The sequence below is a fragment of the Dactylosporangium aurantiacum genome (assembly GCF_000716715.1).
GTDB lineage: Bacteria > Actinomycetota > Actinomycetes > Mycobacteriales > Micromonosporaceae > Dactylosporangium > Dactylosporangium aurantiacum.
In genome coordinates, this window is sequence record NZ_JNYJ01000005.1 from 153,137 (window position 1) to 172,765 (window position 19,629).

Below are 19,629 nucleotides of genomic sequence, written 5' to 3' on the forward strand. Positions count from 1 at the left end.
CCACGTGGCGGGGTAGCGCCGGCTCGTCACAGTTGGACCCGAGCAACCGTTGGTAGAGGCAGCAGGTAGCCAGCAACGAGCGAGTGGAGGGCAGCACAAGTGGCGGAGCGAGGACGAGTCGCCGTGTTGACGGCCGTCCGGCCCAAGCTTCGGCCCCGGGTCAAGCAGGTGCTCATCGTGGCGGCTGTCTGGGCCGCCGTGTGGGCCTTCTTGTACGTGGCCGCGGCGCGAAACGGGTATTTCGACCTCAAGGTCTACTACGGCGCCATGGACTACTGGGTGAACAAGGGTGGCGACATCTACGACTACCTGGTGCCCGGCACGCCCTACGGCTTCACCTACCCACCGTTCGCCGCCGCGCTGATGTCGCCCATGGCGCTCATCGGCTGGCACACCGCGATCGCGATCAGCGTGACGATGAACGTGGTCGCGCTGGGGTTCATCATCACCTGGCTGATCGGCCCGGTCATCAAGCGGCAGGGCTGGCAGTTCTGGTTCTCCCTCGCCATCGCCTTCGGCATCGTCGCGGCCTTCGAGCCGGTGCGTGAGACGGTCAACTTCGGCCAGGTCAACATCCTGCTGCTGTTCATGGTCGTCGGCGACCTGATGCTGCTCGTGCGTGGCGGCTCCCGCCTCGGCGGCATCGGCATCGGCCTGGCCACCGCGATCAAGCTCACCCCCGGTGTGTTCATCCTGTACCTGCTGGTGACCCGCCGCTGGCGCGCCGCCGCGGTCTCCACCGCCACCGCGGCCGCCGCGACCTGGTCGGCGGCGACCTTCGCCCCGGACGCCTCGCGGGTCTTCTGGACCGACGCGATGTGGAACACCGACCGCGTCGGCTCCGCCACGTTCGTGTCCAACCAGGCGCTCAGCGGCCTCGTCGCCCGCCTGTTCAACCCGGACCCGATGAAGCCGCTGTGGCTGCTGCTCGTGCTCGGCGCGCTCGCCGTCTGGGCCTGGCGGGTCCGCAAGGCGGTCAGGGCCGGCGACGAGCTGGCCGGGCTGGCGCTCACCGGCCTCGCCGGCTGCATGATCAGCCCGATCAGCTGGATCCACCACCTGGTGTGGGTGCTGCCCTCGATGGCGGTCCTGCTGGACCACGCCACCGACCGGTCCTACGACGCCCGCCGCCGGCGCCACCTCATGATCTTCGGGGTGTTCTCGTACCTGCTGCTGTGCAGCCGCACGCCGTGGGCGTTCCACATGAAGTTCGACGGTCTGGGCCTGATCGGCGGCAACGCGTACGTGCTGCTCATGATCGCCCTGCTGATCACGCTGCCGATCCGGGAGCGCGCCGAGGCGACCTCCGGCCCGGCCCGCTCCGCCAACCCGGCCACGTCGACGGGGCCCGTCGCCGAGGACGTGCCCGACCTCGTGGAGATCGACCGGCGCGTGAGCGCGGCGTTCGACGCGAAGGAGGCCGGCACGGCCGAGCGGCCGCTGGTCGGCGCCTGACCTGTTCCTCCGCTTCTCGTGGCCCCGCGCGAACGCGCGGGGCCACGTTTTTGTCATACCCCGGGGTTAGCCTCGCGGGGTGCTGACACTTACGCAGGCACGGCGGATCGCGCTCGCCGCTCAGGGCTTCGCCGACCGTGCCCCGACCGGCGTCCCCGAGCGGCGCCACCTGAAGCGGGTCATCGGCCGCACCGGCCTGCTGCAGATCGACTCGGTCAACGTCGTCCAGCGCGCGCACTACCTGCCCGCCTACAGTCGCCTCGGGCCCTACCCGACCGAGCTGCTGGACCGGATGGCCTACCGGCGCCCCCGCGAGCTGTTCGAGTACTGGGCCCATGAGGCGTCCCTCGTCCCGGTCCACCTGCACCCGGCGCTGCGCTGGCGGATGCAGTCGGGGGCCGCCTGGGGCCGGATGGTCCGCATGGCCCGCGAGCAGCCCGACCTCATCCGCCGGGTCCTGGAGGAGATCCGCGCCAACGGCCCCGTCACCGCCAACGAGGTCGAGGGTGACCTCGCCGGTCCCCGCCGCAAGGACCACTGGGGGTGGAACTGGTCGGACACGAAGACCGCGATCGAGTGGCTCTTCTACACCGGTGAGGTGAGCGTCGCCGGCCGCAACGCCTCCTTCGCCCGGGTCTATGACGTGCCCGAGCGCATCCTGCCCGCCGACGTCCTCGCCGCGCCCACCCCCGAGCCCGCCGACGCCTACCGCGACCTCGTCCGCGTCGCGGCCAGGTCGATGGGCATCGCCGCCGAGGCCGAGCTGCGCGACTACTTCCGGCTGCCGCTGGCCGGGGCCCGCACCGCGATCGCCGAGCTGGTCGAGGCCGGCGAGCTGATCCCCACCGAGGTGGAGGGCTGGCAGCCGCGCGCCTACCTGCACCACGAGGCGCCCAACCCGCGGCGCATCGGCGCCGCCACCCTCGTCAGCCCGTTCGACCCGCTGATGTGGGAGCGGGCCAGGGTGGCGCGGCTGTTCGGGTTCACCTACCGCATCGAGATCTACGTGCCGCCCCTGCAGCGGCTCTACGGCTACTACGTCCTGCCCTTCCTGCTCGGGGACCGGCTCGTGGCCCGGGTCGACCTGAAGGCGGACCGCCGCACGGGGACGCTGCTGGTGCCCGCCGCATGGGTCGAGCCCCTGACCGGCCGCGGCGCGCCGTCCCGGGGCGAGGTGGCGGCGGCGCTGTGGGTGGAGCTGCAGCGGTTCGCCGGGTGGCTGGGGCTGGAGCGGGTCGACCTGCCGGTCGCGGGGGACTTCGCCGCCGACCTGGCCAAGGCCATGACCGCCTGACGGAGCGGCGCGGGTCGCTGACCTGGTCGAGAGGGTGCGCGAGCCGCTCGGCGCGGCGCTGCGTCGCCCGGTTGGGCGGTCCGGTTCGGGGTTTTGAGGCGGCTCGTCCGGCCCGGCCTGCGTGGGTGCTTCGCCCTCGCCTGGGCGAGTTCGCGGCGGCGGGTGCCTGCGGGTGCCTCCCCGGTCGGCCAGACTGCCGGGCTGCCGGGCTGCCGGGCTGCCGGGCTGCGGGGCTGCGGGGCTGCGGGGCTGCCGGGCTGTCGGGCTGTCGGGCTGTCGGGCTGTCGGGCTGTCGGGCTGCGGGGCTGCCGGGCTGTCGGGCTGTCGGGCTGTCGGGCTGTGTCGCGTTGCTGACGGGCGGCTGCTGGAGGGCGGCCCCGCAGCGCCGATGCGGGGCGGCGGCACGGTGGAAGTGGGGCGTGCACCGTGTAGCGTGAAGAGCGTGACGTCACCCCTTCAGGCCGCGCCCGCCAGTGACGGGCTGGCGGCACACCTGCTGGCCGGAGCCGGCGCCGAGCAGCCCGCCACGGCCGGGCCCGAGCTGCCCGCGCAGGGTGGCTACCAGTATGCCTACGTGGCCCCGCCGAAGGGGCGGTTCGCCAGGCTGGCCGAGCGCACCCCGCGATGGGTGTCGCCGCTCGGGGTGACCGCGCTGCTGTCCGGCGGCGTGGCGTACACGCTGCTGATGCGGCCCACGGAGACCAGCGCGACGGCGGCGCCGACGTGTGTGATGAAGCTCTTCACCGGCTTCGACTGCCCGGGGTGCGGCGGCACGCGCGCGGCCTGGTATCTGCTGCACGGCGACGTGCCGGCGGCCGCGCACCACCACGCGATGATGGTGTTCGCCACGCCGTTTCTCGTGTACCTGTACGTGAGCTGGGCCGTGAACCGGCTCGCCAACCGGAAGGTGCTGCCGACGCTGCGGCTGTCCAACGGCGCACTGATCGGCTTCCTCGTGGCGTGGCTCATATTCTCGGTGGCCAGGAACCTGCCGTGGGCGCCGTTCGACTGGCTCTTCGTTTAGTAGGCTCGCGAAATGCTCTCCGCCAAAGCCATCGCCTGGACGCACTTCGAACCTCCCGCTGACGTGCCGTGGGAGACGGACGCGGACGGCGGTCAGGCCCTCGCGGAGTTCGCCGGGCGGGCGTGCTACCAGTCGTGGAAGAAGCCGAACCCGGCGACCGCGACCAACGAGGGCTACCTGCGGCACATCCTCGAGGTCGGGCACCTGTCCGTCCTCGAGCACGGGACCGTGACGTTCTACCTGACCGGCGTGTCGCGGTCGTTCACGCACGAGCTGGTCCGGCACCGGCACTTCTCGTACTCGCAGCTGTCGCAACGGTACGTGCCGGGCCGCGAGGCGCAGATGGTCGAGCCCGACGTGATCGCCGAGGACCCGGCGCTGCACAAGGTGTTCGTGGAGGCGTCGGAGGCGGCGCTGCGGGCGTACAACGAGCTGCTCGAAGGGCTCGAGGCCAAGTTCAGCGACGTCGAGAACGGCACGAGCCGGCGCAAGCAGGCCCGGCAGGCGGCGCGGGCGGTGCTGCCCAACGCGGCGGAGACCAGGATCGTCGTCACGGGCAACTACCGGGCGTGGCGGCACTTCGTGACCATGCGCGCGACGGAGGCCGCCGACGTGGAGATCCGCGAGGTGGCGATCGCCTGCCTCCGGGAGCTGCAGCGCGTGGCGCCCAACGTATTCGCCGATTTTACGATCAGTACCCTTGCTGACGGCACCGAGGTCGCGGCCGCTCAGTACAGCTGGGAATCTTGAGCTGAGCGACCTGAACGCGTCCGCTAGGTTGTGCGTATGACACGCACCGGTTCCGACCCCGGCCGGCCGTTCGGCCGGCTGCTCAGCGCGATGGTGACGCCGTTTCGCGCTGACGGTTCGCTCGACGTCGACGGTGCGGCGCGGCTGGCCGCTCATCTGGTCGACGACCAGGAGCACGACGGCCTGGTGGTCAACGGGACCACCGGCGAGTCGGCGACGACCAGCGACGCCGAGAAGGACCAGGTGTTGCGGGCCGTCATCGAGGCGGTCGGCGACCGGGCCACGGTGATCGCCGGCGTCGGCACCAACGACACGCACCACTCGATCGAGCTGGCCCGCGCCGCGGAGAAGGCGGGCGCCGACGGGCTGCTCGTCGTCACGCCGTACTACAACAAACCCCCGCAGGCCGGGATCCTGCAGCACTTCCGGTCGATCGCCGACGCCTCGGCCCTGCCGGTGATGGTCTACGACATCCCCGGCCGCACCGGCGTGGCGATCGAGACCGAGACCATGTGCCGCATCGCCGAGCACGAGCGGATCGTCGCGGTCAAGGACGCCAAGGGTGACCTCGGCGAGAGCGCCTGGGTGATCAAGCGCACCGACCTGGCGTATTACTCGGGTGAAGACAAGCTGACCCTGCCGCTGCTGTCGGTCGGCGCCGTCGGCGTGGTCGGCGTGCCGACGCACGTCTTCGGCCCCGAGACGAAGCGGATGATCCTGGCGCACGAGGAGGGCGACGTCGCCCGCGCCCGCGCGCTGCACCTGCAACTCCTCCCTGCGTTCTGCGGGTTCTTCCGCACGCAGGGGGTCATTCTCACCAAGGCCGCCCTGACCCTGCTCGGCCTGCCCGCCGGGCCGGTGCGCCCGCCGCTGGTGCCGGCGAACGCGGCAGAGCTCGGCCGGCTGCGGGAGGATTGCGCTGAGGCGGGCCGCACGATCGGCACCGCGGACCAGATGGCCCATCACAACGACCTCGGAGTGGCCCTATGACGGTGGCACACATCGAGCTCGAACCACCGCCGCCGCTGTCTCCGGGCGCCCTGCGGGTCACGCCGCTGGGCGGGCTGGGCGCCATCGGGCGCAACATGACGGTGTTCGAGCACGACGGCAAGCTGCTCATCATCGACTGCGGGGTGCTCTTCCCCGACGTCGAGCAGCCCGGCGTCGACCTGATCCTGCCCGACTTCTCGTCGATCCTCGACCGGCTCGACCAGGTTCAGGCGATCGTGCTCACCCACGGCCACGAGGACCACATCGGCGCCGTGCCGTACCTGCTGGCCCACAAACCGGACATCCCGCTCGTCGGGTCGAAGTTCACCCTCGCGCTGGTCGAGGCGAAGCTCGCCGAGCGGCGCATCGAGCCGTACACGCTGACGGTCAAGGAAGGCCAGGTCGAGCGGCTCGGGCCGTTCGAGTGTGAATTCTTCGCGGTCAATCACTCGATCCCCGACGCGCTCGCGGTGGCGGTCAGCACCAGCGCCGGGACCGTGCTGCACACCGGCGACTTCAAGATGGACCAGCTGCCGCTGGACGGCCGTATCACCGACCTCGCCGGGTTCGCCCGGATCGGGGCCAAGGGCGTCGACCTGCTCCTGTCGGACTCGACCAACGCGGAGATCCCCGGGTTCGTCACCCCCGAGCGGGAGATCGGTCCGGTCCTGGAGCGGATCTTCGGCCGGGCGACCGGGCGGATCATCGTGGCGTCGTTCGCCTCGCACGTGCACCGGGTCCAGCAGGTGTTCGACGCGGCGCACGCGCACGGGCGCAAGGTGGCGCTGATCGGCCGGTCGATGGTGCGCAACATGGGCATCGCCCGCGACCTGGGGCTGCTGCAGATCCCGGCCGGGCTGCTGGTGCCGATCGACGAGGCGCTGGGGCTGCCCGAGGAGCGGGTCGTGCTCATGTCGACCGGTTCGCAGGGCGAGCCGATGAGCGCGCTGGGCCGCATGGCCAACGGCGACCACCGGCACGTGCAGATCGGTGAGGGCGACACGATCGTGCTGGCCTCGTCGCTGGTGCCGGGCAACGAGACCGCCGTCTACCGGGTGATCAACCAGCTGTCCCGGGCCGGTGCCATCGTCGTGCACAAGGACGTCGCGAAGGTCCACGTCTCGGGCCACTCGCCGGCCGGTGAGCTGCTCTACCTGCTCAACGTGGTCAAGCCGCGCAACTTCATGCCGGTGCACGGCGAGTGGCGGCACCTGCGGGCGCACGCGCAGCTCGCCCGCGACGCCGGGGTCCCCGACGACCGGGTCGTGCTCTGCGAGGACGGCGACGTGGTCGACCTCGTCGACGGCAAGGCGTCCCTGGTCGGCCACATCCGTTCGCGGTACGTCTACGTCGACGGCCTCGCCATCGGCGACGTCGGCGAGTCGCTGCTCACCGAGCGCCGCATCCTCGGCGACGGCGGGTTCATCGCCGCGACCGTGGTCATCGACTCGGTGACCGGCAAGGTCGTCGCCGGCCCGACGGTCTCGGCGAAGGGCTTCTCCGACGACCCGGCGGTGTTCGCCGCGGTGCTCCCGCTGGTCACGGAGGCGCTCAACAAGGCCGCCACCGAGGGGATCACCGACCCGCACCAGCTGCAGCAGATCGTGCGCCGCACCGTGGGGCGCTGGGTCAACGAGGCCTACCGGCGCCGACCCATGATCGTGCCGACGGTGGTGGAGGTCTAGCGGGATGTATGAGGTGCTGGCGTCCACGGTGCTCGTCCTGCACTTCTGCTTCCTCGCGTACGTGGTGCTGGGCGGGTTCCTCGCCTGGCGATGGCCCAGGGCGTTGTGGCCGCATCTCGCGGCCGCCGCCTGGGGCCTCGCCGTGGTGAGCATCCCGCTCACCTGCCCGCTGACGCTGATCGAGCACTGGGCCCGCCGCAAGGCCGGCGAGACCGGCGTCGGGCGCGGCTTCATCGACCAGTACATCGAAGGCGTGCTCTATCCGGAGCGGTACACCCACCTGTTGCAGGTGCTGGTGGGCGTCCTCGTGGCGATCTCCTACGCCGGGATCTTCGTGCGCCGGCGCAGGCGCCGGAACACGACGCGGAACACGGCGCAGGGGTCCGGAGAAATGTCGGAGCCTACCGCTACGGTGTGACCATGGCGGGCCGCACCTCTCAGGCCGGCCGCGGTAGCGGCACCCCCGGCGCCCGCGGCGGATCGAGCACGCCGTCCAAGCGGACAACTCCCGCGAAACGGGCGACGCCGGCGGCGACCCCGGCGCGGCGCACCACCCCGGCGAAGCGCGCCACGCCGGTCGCGCGGCCCACCGCACGCCGCGCGACGGCATCACGGCGCCGCGGCGGCGCGGTCGTCGCCACGCCCCTGGGGCTGCTCGGCCGGGGCATGATCGCGCTGTGGATGGGCGTCGCGCACGGCGTCGGCTGGCTCGCCCGCGCCGTGGGCCGCCAGGCCGCCGGCGCCCGCGAGCTGGACCCCGCGCACCGCCGCGACGGCGCCGGCCTGGCCCTCATCGGCCTCGCCGTGCTGCTCACCGCCGCCGTGTGGTTCCAGTCGGCCGGGCCGGTCGGGCACTGGCTCGCCGGCATCTGCCACACGTTCATCGGCGGCGCCGCCGCCGTGCTGCCCGTGCTGCTGCTCATCGGCGGCGTCCGAGTGATGCGCTCCGACCCCGACGACGAGCACCGCGGCCGCGGCCTCGTCGGCTGGACCGCGCTGTTCCTCGGCGGCACCGGCCTCATGCACCTCGCCGCCGGCAGCCCCGAGAAGCCCGACCTCATGGACGAGGCCGGCGGCCTGCTCGGCCGGGCCGGCGGCGGGCTGCTGGAGAAGGGCGTGACCGCGTGGGTCGCGGTGCCGCTGCTGCTCCTGCTCGGCGGGTTCGGCCTGCTGGTCGTCACCGCCACCCCGATCAGCCGCATCCCGCACCGCTGGCGGCAGCTGCGTGACCTGGCCCTGGGCCGGGTCGAGGACCCGACCCTCGACGTCGACGAGGAGTTCGAGGAGCTCTACGAGGAGCCCGAGCCGCGCCCGGCGCGCCGGTCCCCGGCCCGCCGCCGGCAGGCCGCGCTGCCGCACCCGCTCGACGACCCGGAGGGGCCGCTCGACAGCTACGACGCCTCGCCGCCCGACCTCGGCGCGGGGCTCGACGAGGACCCGATCGTCCACGACACGGTGGTGCTGCCCCGGCCGCCGGCCGCCACCACAGCGCGGAAGAAGGCGAAGGAGCTCCAGAAGGAGCCGCCGGAGCACTCGCCGCTGCCGACCAGGGCCGAGCAGCTGGCACTGACCGACGCCGACTACAAGCTGCCGCCGCCCGACCTGCTCGGCACCGGCGACGCGCCGCGCGGGCGCACCCGCGCCAACGACGAGGTGATGAGCGCGCTGCAGGGCGTGTTCGAGCAGTTCGGCGTCGACGCGCTGGTCACCGGCTTCACCCGCGGCCCGACAGTGACCCGTTACGAGGTCGAGGTCGGCCACGGCGTCAAGGTCGAGCGGATCACGGCGCTGTCGCGCAACATCGCCTATGCGGTGAAGTCGCCCGACGTGCGGATCCAGAGCCCGATCCCGGGCAAGAGCGCCGTCGGCGTGGAGATCCCCAACCCCGACCGGGAGAACGTGGCGCTCGGCGACGTGCTGCGCTCGCGGGCCGCGACCAGCGACCACCACCCGCTCATCGTCGCGCTCGGCAAGGACATCGAGGGTGGCTACGTGGTGGCCAACCTGGCGAAGATGCCGCACATCCTGATCGCCGGCGCGACGGGGGCCGGCAAGTCCAGCTGCCTCAACTCGCTGCTGGTGTCGCTGCTGACCCGCGCCACGCCCGACGAGGTGCGGCTGCTGCTGGTCGACCCGAAGCGCGTCGAGCTGACCAGCTACGAGGGCATCCCGCACCTGGTGACGCCGATCGTGACCAACCCGAAGCGGGCCGCCGACGCCCTCGACTGGGTCGTGCGCGAGATGGACATGCGCTATGACGACCTGGCCGCCGCCGGGGTCCGGCACATCGACGACTACAACCGCAAGGTCCGGGCCGGGCAGATCACCGCGCCGCCGGGCAGCGAGCGGGTGATCCGGCCGTATCCGTACCTGCTGGTCGTGGTGGACGAGCTCGCCGACCTCATGATGGTCGCTCCCCGCGACGTCGAGGACTCGGTGGTGCGCATCACGCAGCTGGCCCGCGCGGCCGGCATCCACCTGGTGCTCGCCACCCAGCGCCCCAGCGTCGACGTGGTCACCGGCCTGATCAAGGCCAACGTGCCGTCGCGGCTGGCGTTCGCCACCTCCAGCCTCGCCGACTCGCGGGTCATCCTGGACCAGCCCGGCGCCGAGAAGCTGATCGGCCGCGGCGACGGGCTGTTCCTGCCCATGGGCGCCTCCAAGCCGGTCCGCATCCAGGGCGCCTGGGTCAGCGAGACCGAGATCAACGACATCGTCAAGTTCTGCAAGGAGCAGCGCGAGCCCGAGTTCCGCGAGGGCGTCACCACCAAGCCCGAGGACACCAAGAAGAAGGTCGACGAGGAGATCGGCGACGACATGGAGCTGCTGCTCCAGGCGATCGAGCTCGTCGTCACCAGCCAGTTCGGCTCGACCAGCATGCTGCAGCGCAAGCTGCGGGTCGGGTTCGCCAAGGCCGGCCGCCTCATGGACCTCATGGAGACGCGCGGCATCGTCGGCCCGTCGGAGGGCTCCAAGGCCCGCGACGTGCTCATCAAGCCCGACGAGCTCCCCGAGGTGCTGGGCGCGTTGCGCGCCGCGGAGGACGACGACTGACCGACCCCGCGCGGGCCGGCTCGGATGGCCCGGGTGTCGTGCCTTGTCGCGGTCTCCGGGTGCGTGCCGTTCGTCGGACGCGCCGGCGGCGTCGCGCGGCACGCGCCGGCGGCGTCGCGCGGCACGCGTCGCGGCCGTTGCCGTGGCCGGTGTCGGGGTGCGTCCCTGAGCGCGGGCCAGCCTCAGCCCGGGTCCGCCTCAACGTGGGGCGTGTTTCGGCGTGGGGCGTGCCTCAGCGTGAGGGCGTGCCTCAGGGTGGGCGGTGTCTGCGTGGGCGGGTCTCTGCGTGGGCGGGTCTCAGGGTGTGACGTTCGGTGGGCGGACGTGTCTGAGGGCTTTCCGCACCGGCTGCCCGGGACGTCGACCATGAGGTCCAGCATGTGTCCGGCCACGGCCGATCCCGGAGGCGCGCGGTCCATACCACGGGTCGTCTCGAAGAATCGTCGTTGAACGCTGGTGGTGTCGCTGGATCGCCGTTTCGGGGTGCCGGCAGTGTTGGGAGAGGGCGGGGATCGCCGTTTCAGGCGTGGCGGTGCGAGGACGGCCGTCGGTTTTCGAGCCGGTGTGCTCGGGAAGCGTCCGTTCGACGCGCCGGCGGTGTCCGAGGCGTGTCCGCGTGCCGGGGCCCCTCGCGGAGCGTGTGTTCCGTTCGTCCGGCGATCCTGAGGCGTTCCGCGGCACCGCTGGGAGAGCGCCCCGCGTGGCCGCGTCCCGGAGTGCCGTGCCGAGCGGCGGCGCCGACCCAGCCGTACCAGGCGCACGGACGTGCCAGGCGAACGGACCTGCCAGGCGTACGAACGTCCCGCACCGGGCGGCACCCCGCTCAGATGGGCGTTGCGGTGGCTGAGGCCACGATCCCCGGGCGGCGACCACCCAGTGCGGCTCGCCCGGCATCGACCGGTGCGGGGCTCGTGTGAGCGGTGCCGCGCGTGACCTGGCGACCGGCGACCCGGGACGACCCTGCCGCACGACGCGGGCCGGAGTTGACGTTGGAGGGTGAGGTCGGCAGGGTGACCTGAGCGGTTCGAGGGTCGAGGCGGGAGCTGGGCGGCGGTGTTGGCGGCGTTCGTCCCGATCTGGGCGCTGACCCTCGTCGGCTTCGTCGCCGGTCGCACCGGTGTGCTCGGGTTCGGGGCCGTCGACGTGCTCGGGCGGTTCGTGTTCTACGTGGCGATGCCCGCGGCGCTGCTCGACACGTTGACCAGGCAGCCGATCACCGGGTTGGCCGGGCGGGGGGTCGCGGCGTTCGTCGGGGGGACCCTCGCGGTGGCGGCGGTCGGGTTCGGGGTGGCGCGGTGGGTGACGCGGCGGGCGCTGGGGGAGCAGGTCATCGCCGCCATGGCCGCCGGGTACGTCAACGCCGGCAACCTCGGGATCCCCGTGGCGGTGCAGGTGCTGGGGGACGCGTCGTTCATCGCGGTCGTGCTGCTCATCCAGACGACGGTGCTGACGCCGGTGATCCTGGGGACGCTGGACGTGGCGCGCGACGACCGGACCACGCGACGGTGGCGGCGGCTCGCCACGGTGCCGCTGCGCAGCCCGGTCATGCTGGCCTGCGTCGCGGGGGTGGTGCTCGGCGCCGCGGGGGTGGAGCTGCCGCGGCTGCTCGCCGGGGTCGTCGCGCTCCTGGGGGACGCGGCCGTGCCGTCGGCACTCGTGGCGCTGGGGTTGTCGCTCGTACCGGCCGGCGACGCCGACCAGGTGCCCGCCCGGCCGGCGGAGGTGGCGCTGTCGGTGCTGCTCAAGTCGTGCGTGCAGCCGGTCGTGTGCTTCCTGCTGGCCAGGTTCGGGTTCGGGCTGGACGGGGATGTGGTGTTCGCGGCGGTGCTGTGCTCGGCGCTGCCGACGGCGCAGAACACGTTCGTGTTCGCCCGGGCGTACGGGGTGGACGGGCGCTTCCCGCGCGACGCCGTCGTCGCCTCGACGGCGGTGTCCATGGTGACCCTGACCGTCGCGACGGCGCTGCTGGGATGAGGGGATAGTTGGTCGGGTGGATGCCGCAGCGATCGCCGCCCTCGCCGAGCCGCAGCGCCGGGCCGTGTACGAGCACGTCGCCGCCGCCGGGGTGCCGGTCAGCCGCAACGCCGTCGCCGACGCGCTGGGGATCGGGCGGACCCTCGCCGCGCACCACCTGGACCGGCTGGCCGAGGCCGGGCTGCTCGAGGTGTCGTTCGCGCGGGTGAACGGGCGCAGCGGGCCCGGCTCGGGGCGGCCGTCGAAGCTGTACCGGCGCACCGGCACCGAACACGAGCTGAGCCTGCCGCCGCGCGACTACCGGACGCTCGCCACGGTGTTCGCCGACGCCGTCGAGGAGGCGGGCGTCGAGCCGGTCCTGTTCGAGGCCGCCCGCAGGCAGGGCGCCCGGCTGCGCCGCGACGACGCGCCGGTGGACGAGCTGCTGCGCGGGATGGGCTACGAGCCGTACGAGGACGGCCCGGTGTGGCGGCTGCGCAACTGTCCGTTCGACGGTGTGGCGCGCACCCACGCGGCGCTCGTCTGCGGGGCGAACCTCGCCCTGCTGGAAGGGGCGCTCGGCGCCCGGGTGGAGATCGATCCGCGGCCGGAAGGGTGCTGTGTGACCGTTCGGCGGACTAAAGACAACGACGATGTATTTTAGAATCGGCGCATGAGCTTCCACCTCGCGCAGCTGAACGTCGGCCGGACCGTCGGGCCGAAGGACGACCCCCGCATGGCCGGCTTCTACGGTGACCTCGACCGGATCAACGCGCTGGCCGACGGCTGGCCGGGGTTCGTCTGGCGGCTCGTCGACGAGGGCGGCGCCGACGCGACCTCGCTGCGGCCGTTCGGCGACGACCTGCTGGTCAACCTGTCGGTCTGGCAGGACCTGGAGTCGCTGCGCGACTTCACGTTCCGCAGCGGCCACCTCGACGTGCTGCGACGGCGTCGCGAGTGGTTCGTGCCACTCGGCGCGGCGCACACGGTCATCTGGTGGGTCCCGGCCGGGCACATCCCCACGCTCGGCGAGGCGGGCGAGCGCCTGGACCTGCTGCGTCGCAACGGGTCGTCATCCGAGGCCTTCACCTTCCGCGACCCCTTCCCCGCAGCCCCGGCCCCGGCCGGCCCGGTACCCTCGGAGCATGCCCACCAACGCTGACCGTCGCGTCGCCCTGCTCACCCTCGGCTGCGCCCGCAACGAGGTGGACTCCGAAGAGCTGGCGGCACGCCTCGCGGCCGGTGGCTGGTCGGTCACCACCGACGGCACCGACGCCGACGTCGTCGTCGTCAACACCTGCGGCTTCGTCGCCAAGGCCAAGCAGGACTCGATCGACACGCTGCTCGCCGCGGCCGACACCGGCGCCAAGGTCGTCGCGACCGGCTGCCTCGCCGAGCGCTACGGCGAGCAGCTCGCCGGTGAGCTGCCCGAGGCGGACGCGGTGCTCGGCTTCGACCACTACCCGGACATGGCGGCCCGTCTCGACGCGATCCTCGCCGGCGAGACGATCGCGTCGCACGCGCCCCGCGACCGGCGCACCCTGCTGCCGCTGACCCCGGTCGCGCGGCAGGCGGCCGCCGAGGTCGTCGTGCCCGGTCACGGCGCGGGCAACCTGCCGGCGCACCTGCGCGGCGTGATGCGGCAGCGGCTCGAGTCGGGCCCGGTGGCGCCGCTGAAGCTGGCCAGTGGCTGTGACCGGCGGTGCACGTTCTGCGCGATCCCGTCGTTCCGCGGCGCGTTCGTGTCCAGGACGCCCGACGAGGTGCTCGCCGAGGCCGAGTGGCTCGCGTCGAGCGGCGTGCGCGAGCTGGTGCTGGTGAGTGAGAACTCGACCTCCTACGGCAAGGACCTCGGCGACCCGCGCCTGCTGGAGCGGCTCCTGCCGCAGCTCGCCGCGGTCCGCGGGATCGTCCGCGTGCGGGTGTCCTACCTGCAGCCGGCGGAGACCCGCCCGGGCCTGGTCGAGGCGATCGCCACGACGCCCGGCGTCGCGCCCTACTTCGACCTGTCGTTCCAGCACTCCAGCGAGCCCGTGCTGCGGCGGATGCGCCGCTTCGGCTCGACCGAGCGGTTCCTGGAGCTGCTCGAGTCGGTCCGCCGGCTCGACCCGGACGCCGGCGCGCGCAGCAACGTGATCGTCGGCTTCCCCGGCGAGACCCGCGAGGACGTCGACGAGCTGGCCCGGTTCCTCACCGAGGCCCGCCTCGACGCCGTCGGCGTGTTCGACTACAGCGACGAGGACGGCACCGAGGCCGCCGACCTGCCCGACAAGGTGTCCGAGAGCGACATCAAGAAGCGGTACGACTGGATGAGCGCCCTCGCCGAGGAGCTGTGCGCGCAGCGGGCCGCCGACCGGATCGGCTCGCACGTCGACGTGCTGGTCGACGACGTGCTCGACGACTCGGTCGAGGGCCGGGCCGCCCACCAGGCGCCCGAGGTCGACGGCTCCACGACCCTCGTGGGCGGCGACGGGCTCGACCCGTTCGCGCTGCGCCGCGGCGACCTCGTCCGGGCCAAGGTCGTCGACAGCGTCGGCGTCGACCTGGTCGCCGTGCCGATCGAGATGATCAGTCCGGCGGACTCATGACGGTGTTGAAGCCCGTCCCACTGCTCAACGCGGCCAACGTCCTGACCGTCGTGCGGATGGTGCTCGTCCCCGTCTTCGTGATCTTCGTCGTGGCGGGCCGGATGACGGAGACCGGCTGGCAGATCGCGGCGGGCCTCACGTTCGTCGTCGCGTCGGCGACCGACTACGTCGACGGGTGGATCGCCCGCACCCACAACCTCGTCACCTCCTTCGGCAAGGTGGCGGACCCGATCGCCGACAAGGCCCTCACCGGCGCCGCGCTCGTGCTGCTGTCGCTGTACGACCGGCTGCCCTGGTGGGTCACGGTCCTCATCCTGGTGCGCGAGTGGGGCGTCACGGCGCTGCGCTTCTGGGTGATCCGCCACGGTGTCATCGCCGCCAGCCGGGGCGGCAAGGCGAAGACCGCCCTGCAGATCCTGGCGATCGGCTGGTACCTGACGCCGCTGCCGGACGGGCTCGCCGCGGTCGGGCCGTGGCTGATGGCGGCCGCGGTCATCGTGACGGTCGTCACCGGGTTGGACTACGTGCTGCGGGCGTACCGGGTCCGCCGCGACTCCCTGCGCCGCCGCGCCGCCGGCCAGCCGGGCGGCGGGGCCGGTGGCCCGGACGGCTTCGGCGACGGGCCGGGGGCGTCCTTACCGGACCAGATGCTCAGCGCCCCGGCCCCGGCCCCGGCCGTCGCGCCCACCGCCGACGAGCCGGTCGCGTGAGCCGGGAAGCGGAGGTCGAGGGCATGAGCGGCCCGCAGCGCAGCGGAGGGCTGCGAATCGGCAGCTCAGGGTGGAGCTCAGGACGGCGCCGGAGCGCAGCGGAGGTGACGGCATGAGCGGCCCGCAGCGCAGCGGAGGGCTGCGAATCATGGGCTCAGGGTGGAGCTCAGGCCGGCGCTGGAGCGCAGCGGAGGCGACGGCATGAGCGCCGCCGAGGTGCTGTCGGTGCTACAGGAGCGGGGGGAGACCCTCGCCGTGGCCGAGTCGCTGACCGGCGGGCTGCTCGCGGCCGAGTTCGTCGCCGTGCCCGGGGCCAGCCTGGTCTTCCGCGGTGGGCTCGTCGCATATGCGACCGATCTGAAGGCCGCGCTGGTGGGCGTACCGCTGCCGCTGCTGAACTCGCACGGGCCCGTGGACCCCTCCGTCGCCGCCGCCCTCGCGGCCGGGGCCAGGGACCGCTGCGGCGCCGACTGGGCCGCCGCCACCACCGGCGTCGCGGGCCCCGATCCGCAGGCCGGCCAGCCCGTCGGCAGGGTCTACGTGGCCGTCGCCGGGCCGCTGCCGGACCATGCCGCCGTCCGGGAGCTCACCCTGCCGGGTGATCGTGCCGCGGTGCGCGCCGGAGCCGTCGAGGCGGCCGTCACGCTCCTCGCCGAGCGGCTGGCGATCACCATCACCTCGCGATAACGGCGGGGCAGGGTGTCGATCGGCGCCGCACCAGGTACCGTGGCGGGTACCAGTTTTCGCGGGCTCCATTCGCGGACTGCCTCAGAGGGGGTGCCAAGGTGCTGCTTCGTCGAGTGATCGGTGACGCGCTGCGTGCGCGGCGGCAGGCCCAGCACCGGACCCTGCGCGAGGTGTCGACCGCCGCCAACGTCAGTCTCGGCTATCTGTCCGAGATCGAGCGCGGGCAGAAGGAGGCGTCCAGCGAGCTGCTGGCCGCCATCTGTGAGGCGCTCGGGGCCGCGTTGTCGGAGGTCCTGCGGGATGTGAGCGACACCCTGGCGACCGCCGAGGACCTGCCACGTGTCCTCGTGCCGGTGGGTGCGCCCGAGTCGGAGTCCGCCGCGGAGGCCGCACCGGCGCCAGAGCCGGCCCCGGCGGCCGCTCCGGCGGCGGAGGCCAGGATCGGGCGCGGTGCGCCCAGGTCCAAGGTCAGCGCGGACGCGAAGCTGTCGGTCGCGGTGCACCACGACGGCCCGCTGCGCACGACGCTGCGCGCCACCCGCAACCCGCGGGAAGTCGTCTACGCCGCCTGACCCCTCCGGCCGTGATCGATGAGGGCCGCCGGGAGCGTCCACAGGGCATCGTGCCTGGACCTCACCTGCCACACTGGGCCCACGCCAGCAGGCGTGAGCACCTTCGTGGAGGCGACCCGTGACCTTCCCGGCACCGGCCCGGCGGCGCAACCCCCTGCCGATCGTCATCGCGATCGTGGTGGGCCTGTTCGCGATCTGCGGCGTGTACCTGGTGCTGGTCAACCGTGACGGTGACCGTACCGGCGACAAGCAGGGCGCCGCGCCGCGCCGCGAGGGCTGCGTCCCGCTCGCGATCAGCGCGTCGAGCGAGAAGGCCGCGCTGCTCAGCCAGCTCGCCGACGAGTACATCCGGTCCGACCGGCGCTTCGACGGCCGGTGCGCCGACCCGGTGGTGACCTCGAAGGCGTCCGGTGCGGCGCTGGACGCGCTCGCCGCCGGCTGGAACACCGCCAAGGACGGCCCCGAGCCGCAGGTGTGGACGCCCGCGTCCTCGTCGTGGGTGGCGCTGCTGCAGCAGCGGCTGTCCAGCACCGACAAGGGCGCCCTGGTGCCCGACGGCAAGATCCCGACGCTGGCGCAGTCGCCGCTCGTCCTGGCGATGCCGAAGCCGATGGCCGAGGCGCTGGGCTGGCCGGCCACGCCGATCGGCTGGTCGGACGTGCTGGGGCTGACCACCGACCCGCGGGGCTGGGGCGCCAAGGGGCACCCGGAATGGGGCAGGTTCAAGCTCGGCAAGACCAACCCGCACTTCTCGACGTCCGGGCTGAACGCGACCGTCGGCGCCTACTTCGCCGCGACCGGCCGCTCGACGGACCTGACGGCGAAGGACCTCGCCGACCCGAAGGTGCTGCAGTACGTGCGGTCCGTCGAGTCCGGCGTCGTGCACTACGGCGACACCACGCTGACGTTCCTGTCCAACCTCGCCGCCGCCGACAAGGCCGGCCGGGGGCTCAGCTACATCAGCGCGGTCGCGGTCGAGGAGAAGTCGGTCTACGACTACAACCAGGGCAACCCGACCGGCGACCCGGCCCTGGCGGGCAAGGGCGCGAAGCCCCGGGTGCCGCTGGTCGCGGTGTACCCGAAGGAAGGCACGCTACTGTCGGACCACCCGTTCGTCGTGCTGCGCACCGCCAGCGACGAGCAGCGGGCCGCCGCCGCCGACTTCCTCAGGTACGTGCAGGAGCCGGCCCGTCAGCAGCGGTTCACCGACGCGGCGTTCCGCACGTACGAGGGCAAGGGCGGCGCCGGGCTGACCCAGGCCAACGGGCTGCTGCCGGACGCGGGGCTCGCCGTGATCGACCCGCCGGCGCCGGAGGTGCTGGACAAGGCGCTCGCCGGCTGGGACGCGCAACGCAAGCGGGCCAGGGTGCTGCTGGTGCTGGACGTGTCCGGGTCGATGAACACCAGCGCGGGCAACGGCAAGAGCCGCCTGGAGCTGGCGAAGGCGGCCGCGCTGCAGGCGCTGCGGCTGTTCGCGCCGGACGACGAGGTCGGGCTGTGGACCTTCTCGACCGAGGCCGCCGGGGCGGCGACGCCGTACACCCCGATGGTCGACATCGGCGCGCTGTCGGCGAACCGGGCGAAGCTCGAGCAGGTCCTCAAGGGGCTGAGCGCCGAGGGTGGCACGGCCCTGTACGCGACCACCCGCGCGGCGCAGCAGCAGCTCGCCGGCTCGGCGGACCCGTCCCGGATCAACGCCGTGGTGGTGCTGACCGACGGCAAGAACGAGTACGCGAAGGACAACGACCTCGAGTCCCTGGTGCGCGACATCGACACCACCGAGAAGGAGATCCCGGTGCGCGTGTTCACCGTCGCGTACGGCGGTCAGGCCGACCTCGGCGTGCTGCAGCGCATCTCGTCGGCGTCCCGGGCCGCGGCGTACGACGCCGGCGACCCGACGACGATCGACAAGGTGCTCGTGAACGTCCTGAGCAACTTCTGAACGGCCCCGGCTGCGGGCAGACTGGCGGTGTGGGTGTGCGGGAGCAGCTGACCGAGCCGTGGGGGCTCGTCACCGCCGGCGTGCTCGGCGGCCTGGCCGGCGCGGTCGCCGCGGCGCTCGCCCCGGCCGGGATCCTCGCCGGGCTGCCGGTCGGGCTGGCCGTGGCCGCCGCCGTGTACGGCATCCGTGTCGGGCTCGGCGCGCTGGTCGACCGCACCGCCGCGCTGCCGTCGCCGCGGCCCGCACCGGACCTGCCGGCACCGTCGCGGGGCGGGGACGCCGAGCGGTGGCTGCGGCGGGCCGGGGCGGCCGTGCGCACCCTGCACCGCCAGGCCGGCACACCCACCGACGCCGGGCTGCGCGCGCAGGTCGGCGGCGTCGACGACCAGGCCGGCCGCGCGCTCGACGACCTCGCGAGGTTCGCCGGTCAGGTCACGCTGATCGAGCAGACCGCGGCCGGCATCAACGTCGGCCGGCTGCGGGTCGACCTCGCCGAGCTCCAGCGCGGGCTGCACGGCCTGCCGCCCGGGCCGCTGCGCACGGAGCGGGAGCGGGCGCTGCGCGCCGTGACCGATCAGCTCGACGTGGCGCGCCGGCTGGACGGCGCCCGGGAGATGCTGCTGGCGCGGATGCAGGCGGCGGTGCTCGGCCTGGAGGGCCTCGTCGCGCGGATGGCGGAGCTGCTCGCCCTGCACGCGACCGCCGACGGCGGGGCATCATTGACAGCGGCGAAGGTGGCCGAGCTGACCAGCGACCTCGAGGGCATGCGTCACGGCCTCGCCGAGGCCGAGCGGCTGTCGCGTTCGGCGCTCACCGGCGGGCAGGTGCAGTAGTGCGCATCCCTGAGATCACCCTGAGTCGCGCGGAGTTTCTGGCTGTTTGACCGCTTTCTCCTACCGTTTGCCCACACGCTGGGCGTGACGCT

At 73.1% G+C, this 19,629-nt stretch carries 16 protein-coding genes and 1 pseudogene; all 17 read left to right on the forward strand.

Features of this window, described 5'->3' with window-relative positions; translation table 11 throughout:
- Window positions 1–177: 177 nt before the first annotated feature.
- The 17 genes and pseudogenes from OP18_RS06880 to OP18_RS06960 all read left to right on the forward strand — a co-directional run bounded on the left by OP18_RS06880 (window position 178) and on the right by OP18_RS06960 (window position 19,537).
- On the forward strand, window positions 178–1,455 hold the full coding sequence (locus OP18_RS06880; protein ID WP_081970482.1) for a glycosyltransferase 87 family protein: 1,278 nt from the start codon (window positions 178–180) through the stop codon (window positions 1,453–1,455).
- Window positions 1,456–1,534: 79 nt separating this feature from the next.
- Complete coding sequence (locus tag OP18_RS06885) at window positions 1,535–2,749, forward strand: winged helix-turn-helix domain-containing protein (RefSeq protein ID WP_033357885.1); 1,215 nt, start codon at window positions 1,535–1,537, stop codon at window positions 2,747–2,749.
- A 388-nt stretch (window positions 2,750–3,137) separates the two neighbouring features.
- Complete coding sequence (locus tag OP18_RS06890) at window positions 3,138–3,773, forward strand: DUF2752 domain-containing protein (protein ID WP_081970453.1); 636 nt, start codon at window positions 3,138–3,140, stop codon at window positions 3,771–3,773.
- A 12-nt stretch (window positions 3,774–3,785) separates the two neighbouring features.
- Window positions 3,786–4,523 (forward strand): FAD-dependent thymidylate synthase, encoded by a 738-nt coding sequence (thyX, locus tag OP18_RS06895; RefSeq protein ID WP_033357887.1) that lies wholly within the window; start codon window positions 3,786–3,788, stop codon window positions 4,521–4,523.
- A gap of 36 nt (window positions 4,524–4,559) precedes the next feature.
- Window positions 4,560–5,513: a 4-hydroxy-tetrahydrodipicolinate synthase gene (gene dapA / locus OP18_RS06900; protein WP_052386318.1), complete on the forward strand. Its 954-nt coding sequence runs from the start codon at window positions 4,560–4,562 to the stop codon at window positions 5,511–5,513.
- Window positions 5,510–7,198, forward strand: coding sequence for a ribonuclease J (locus OP18_RS06905; RefSeq protein WP_033357888.1), 1,689 nt, complete (start codon window positions 5,510–5,512; stop codon window positions 7,196–7,198). The genes dapA and OP18_RS06905 overlap by 4 nt, the downstream gene beginning before the upstream one ends.
- A gap of 4 nt (window positions 7,199–7,202) precedes the next feature.
- The gene (locus tag OP18_RS06910) at window positions 7,203–7,616 is read left to right on the forward strand and encodes a DUF2784 domain-containing protein (protein WP_052386319.1); all 414 of its coding nucleotides are present in this window, start codon (window positions 7,203–7,205) and stop codon (window positions 7,614–7,616) included.
- Window positions 7,617–7,618: 2 nt separating this feature from the next.
- Window positions 7,619–10,252, forward strand: coding sequence for an FtsK/SpoIIIE family DNA translocase (locus OP18_RS06915; protein WP_033357889.1), 2,634 nt, complete (start codon window positions 7,619–7,621; stop codon window positions 10,250–10,252).
- 1,053 nt (window positions 10,253–11,305) lie between these two features.
- Window positions 11,306–12,226, forward strand: a complete 921-nt coding sequence (locus OP18_RS06920; protein WP_033357890.1) for an AEC family transporter — start codon at window positions 11,306–11,308, stop codon at window positions 12,224–12,226.
- 16 nt (window positions 12,227–12,242) lie between these two features.
- Entirely contained in the window at window positions 12,243–12,869 is a 627-nt protein-coding gene (locus OP18_RS06925; RefSeq protein WP_033357891.1) for a helix-turn-helix transcriptional regulator, read from the forward strand.
- Between the two features lie 9 nt (window positions 12,870–12,878).
- On the forward strand, window positions 12,879–13,367 hold the full coding sequence (locus tag OP18_RS06930) for a DUF3291 domain-containing protein (protein ID WP_033357892.1): 489 nt from the start codon (window positions 12,879–12,881) through the stop codon (window positions 13,365–13,367).
- Complete coding sequence (gene rimO / locus OP18_RS06935; protein ID WP_033357893.1) at window positions 13,351–14,793, forward strand: 30S ribosomal protein S12 methylthiotransferase RimO; 1,443 nt, start codon at window positions 13,351–13,353, stop codon at window positions 14,791–14,793. Before OP18_RS06930 ends, rimO begins: the two co-directional genes overlap by 17 nt.
- Window positions 14,790–15,344, forward strand: a pseudogene (pgsA, locus tag OP18_RS06940) (CDP-diacylglycerol--glycerol-3-phosphate 3-phosphatidyltransferase); the annotation flags it as partial. The gene rimO and the pseudogene pgsA, both read left to right, overlap by 4 nt.
- 360 nt (window positions 15,345–15,704) lie before the next feature.
- On the forward strand, window positions 15,705–16,190 hold the full coding sequence (locus OP18_RS06945) for a CinA family protein (protein ID WP_052386351.1): 486 nt from the start codon (window positions 15,705–15,707) through the stop codon (window positions 16,188–16,190).
- Between the two features lie 98 nt (window positions 16,191–16,288).
- Window positions 16,289–16,762 (forward strand): helix-turn-helix domain-containing protein, encoded by a 474-nt coding sequence (locus tag OP18_RS06950; protein WP_033357894.1) that lies wholly within the window; start codon window positions 16,289–16,291, stop codon window positions 16,760–16,762.
- Between the two features lie 118 nt (window positions 16,763–16,880).
- A complete protein-coding gene (locus OP18_RS06955) occupies window positions 16,881–18,704 on the forward strand; it encodes a substrate-binding and VWA domain-containing protein (protein WP_033357895.1) in 1,824 nt (607 codons plus the stop codon).
- Between the two features lie 35 nt (window positions 18,705–18,739).
- Window positions 18,740–19,537, forward strand: a complete 798-nt coding sequence (locus OP18_RS06960) for a hypothetical protein (RefSeq protein WP_033357896.1) — start codon at window positions 18,740–18,742, stop codon at window positions 19,535–19,537.
- The last annotated feature ends 92 nt before the right edge of the window (window positions 19,538–19,629 follow it).

Bases quoted from the DNA above. Each gene is read 5' to 3' on its own strand.
- OP18_RS06915 (WP_033357889.1), top strand. From the start codon at position 7,619: ATGGCGGGCCGCACCTCTCAGGCCGGCCGCGGTAGCGGCACCCCCGGC.
- OP18_RS06910 (WP_052386319.1), top strand. From the start codon at position 7,203: ATGTATGAGGTGCTGGCGTCCACGGTGCTCGTCCTGCACTTCTGCTTC.
- rimO (WP_033357893.1), top strand. From the start codon at position 13,351: ATGCCCACCAACGCTGACCGTCGCGTCGCCCTGCTCACCCTCGGCTGC.
- dapA (WP_052386318.1), top strand. From the start codon at position 4,560: ATGACACGCACCGGTTCCGACCCCGGCCGGCCGTTCGGCCGGCTGCTC.
- OP18_RS06905 (WP_033357888.1), top strand. From the start codon at position 5,510: ATGACGGTGGCACACATCGAGCTCGAACCACCGCCGCCGCTGTCTCCG.
- OP18_RS06890 (WP_081970453.1), top strand. From the start codon at position 3,138: ATGCGGGGCGGCGGCACGGTGGAAGTGGGGCGTGCACCGTGTAGCGTG.
- OP18_RS06945 (WP_052386351.1), top strand. From the start codon at position 15,705: ATGAGCGCCGCCGAGGTGCTGTCGGTGCTACAGGAGCGGGGGGAGACC.
- OP18_RS06930 (WP_033357892.1), top strand. From the start codon at position 12,879: ATGAGCTTCCACCTCGCGCAGCTGAACGTCGGCCGGACCGTCGGGCCG.
- thyX (WP_033357887.1), top strand. From the start codon at position 3,786: ATGCTCTCCGCCAAAGCCATCGCCTGGACGCACTTCGAACCTCCCGCT.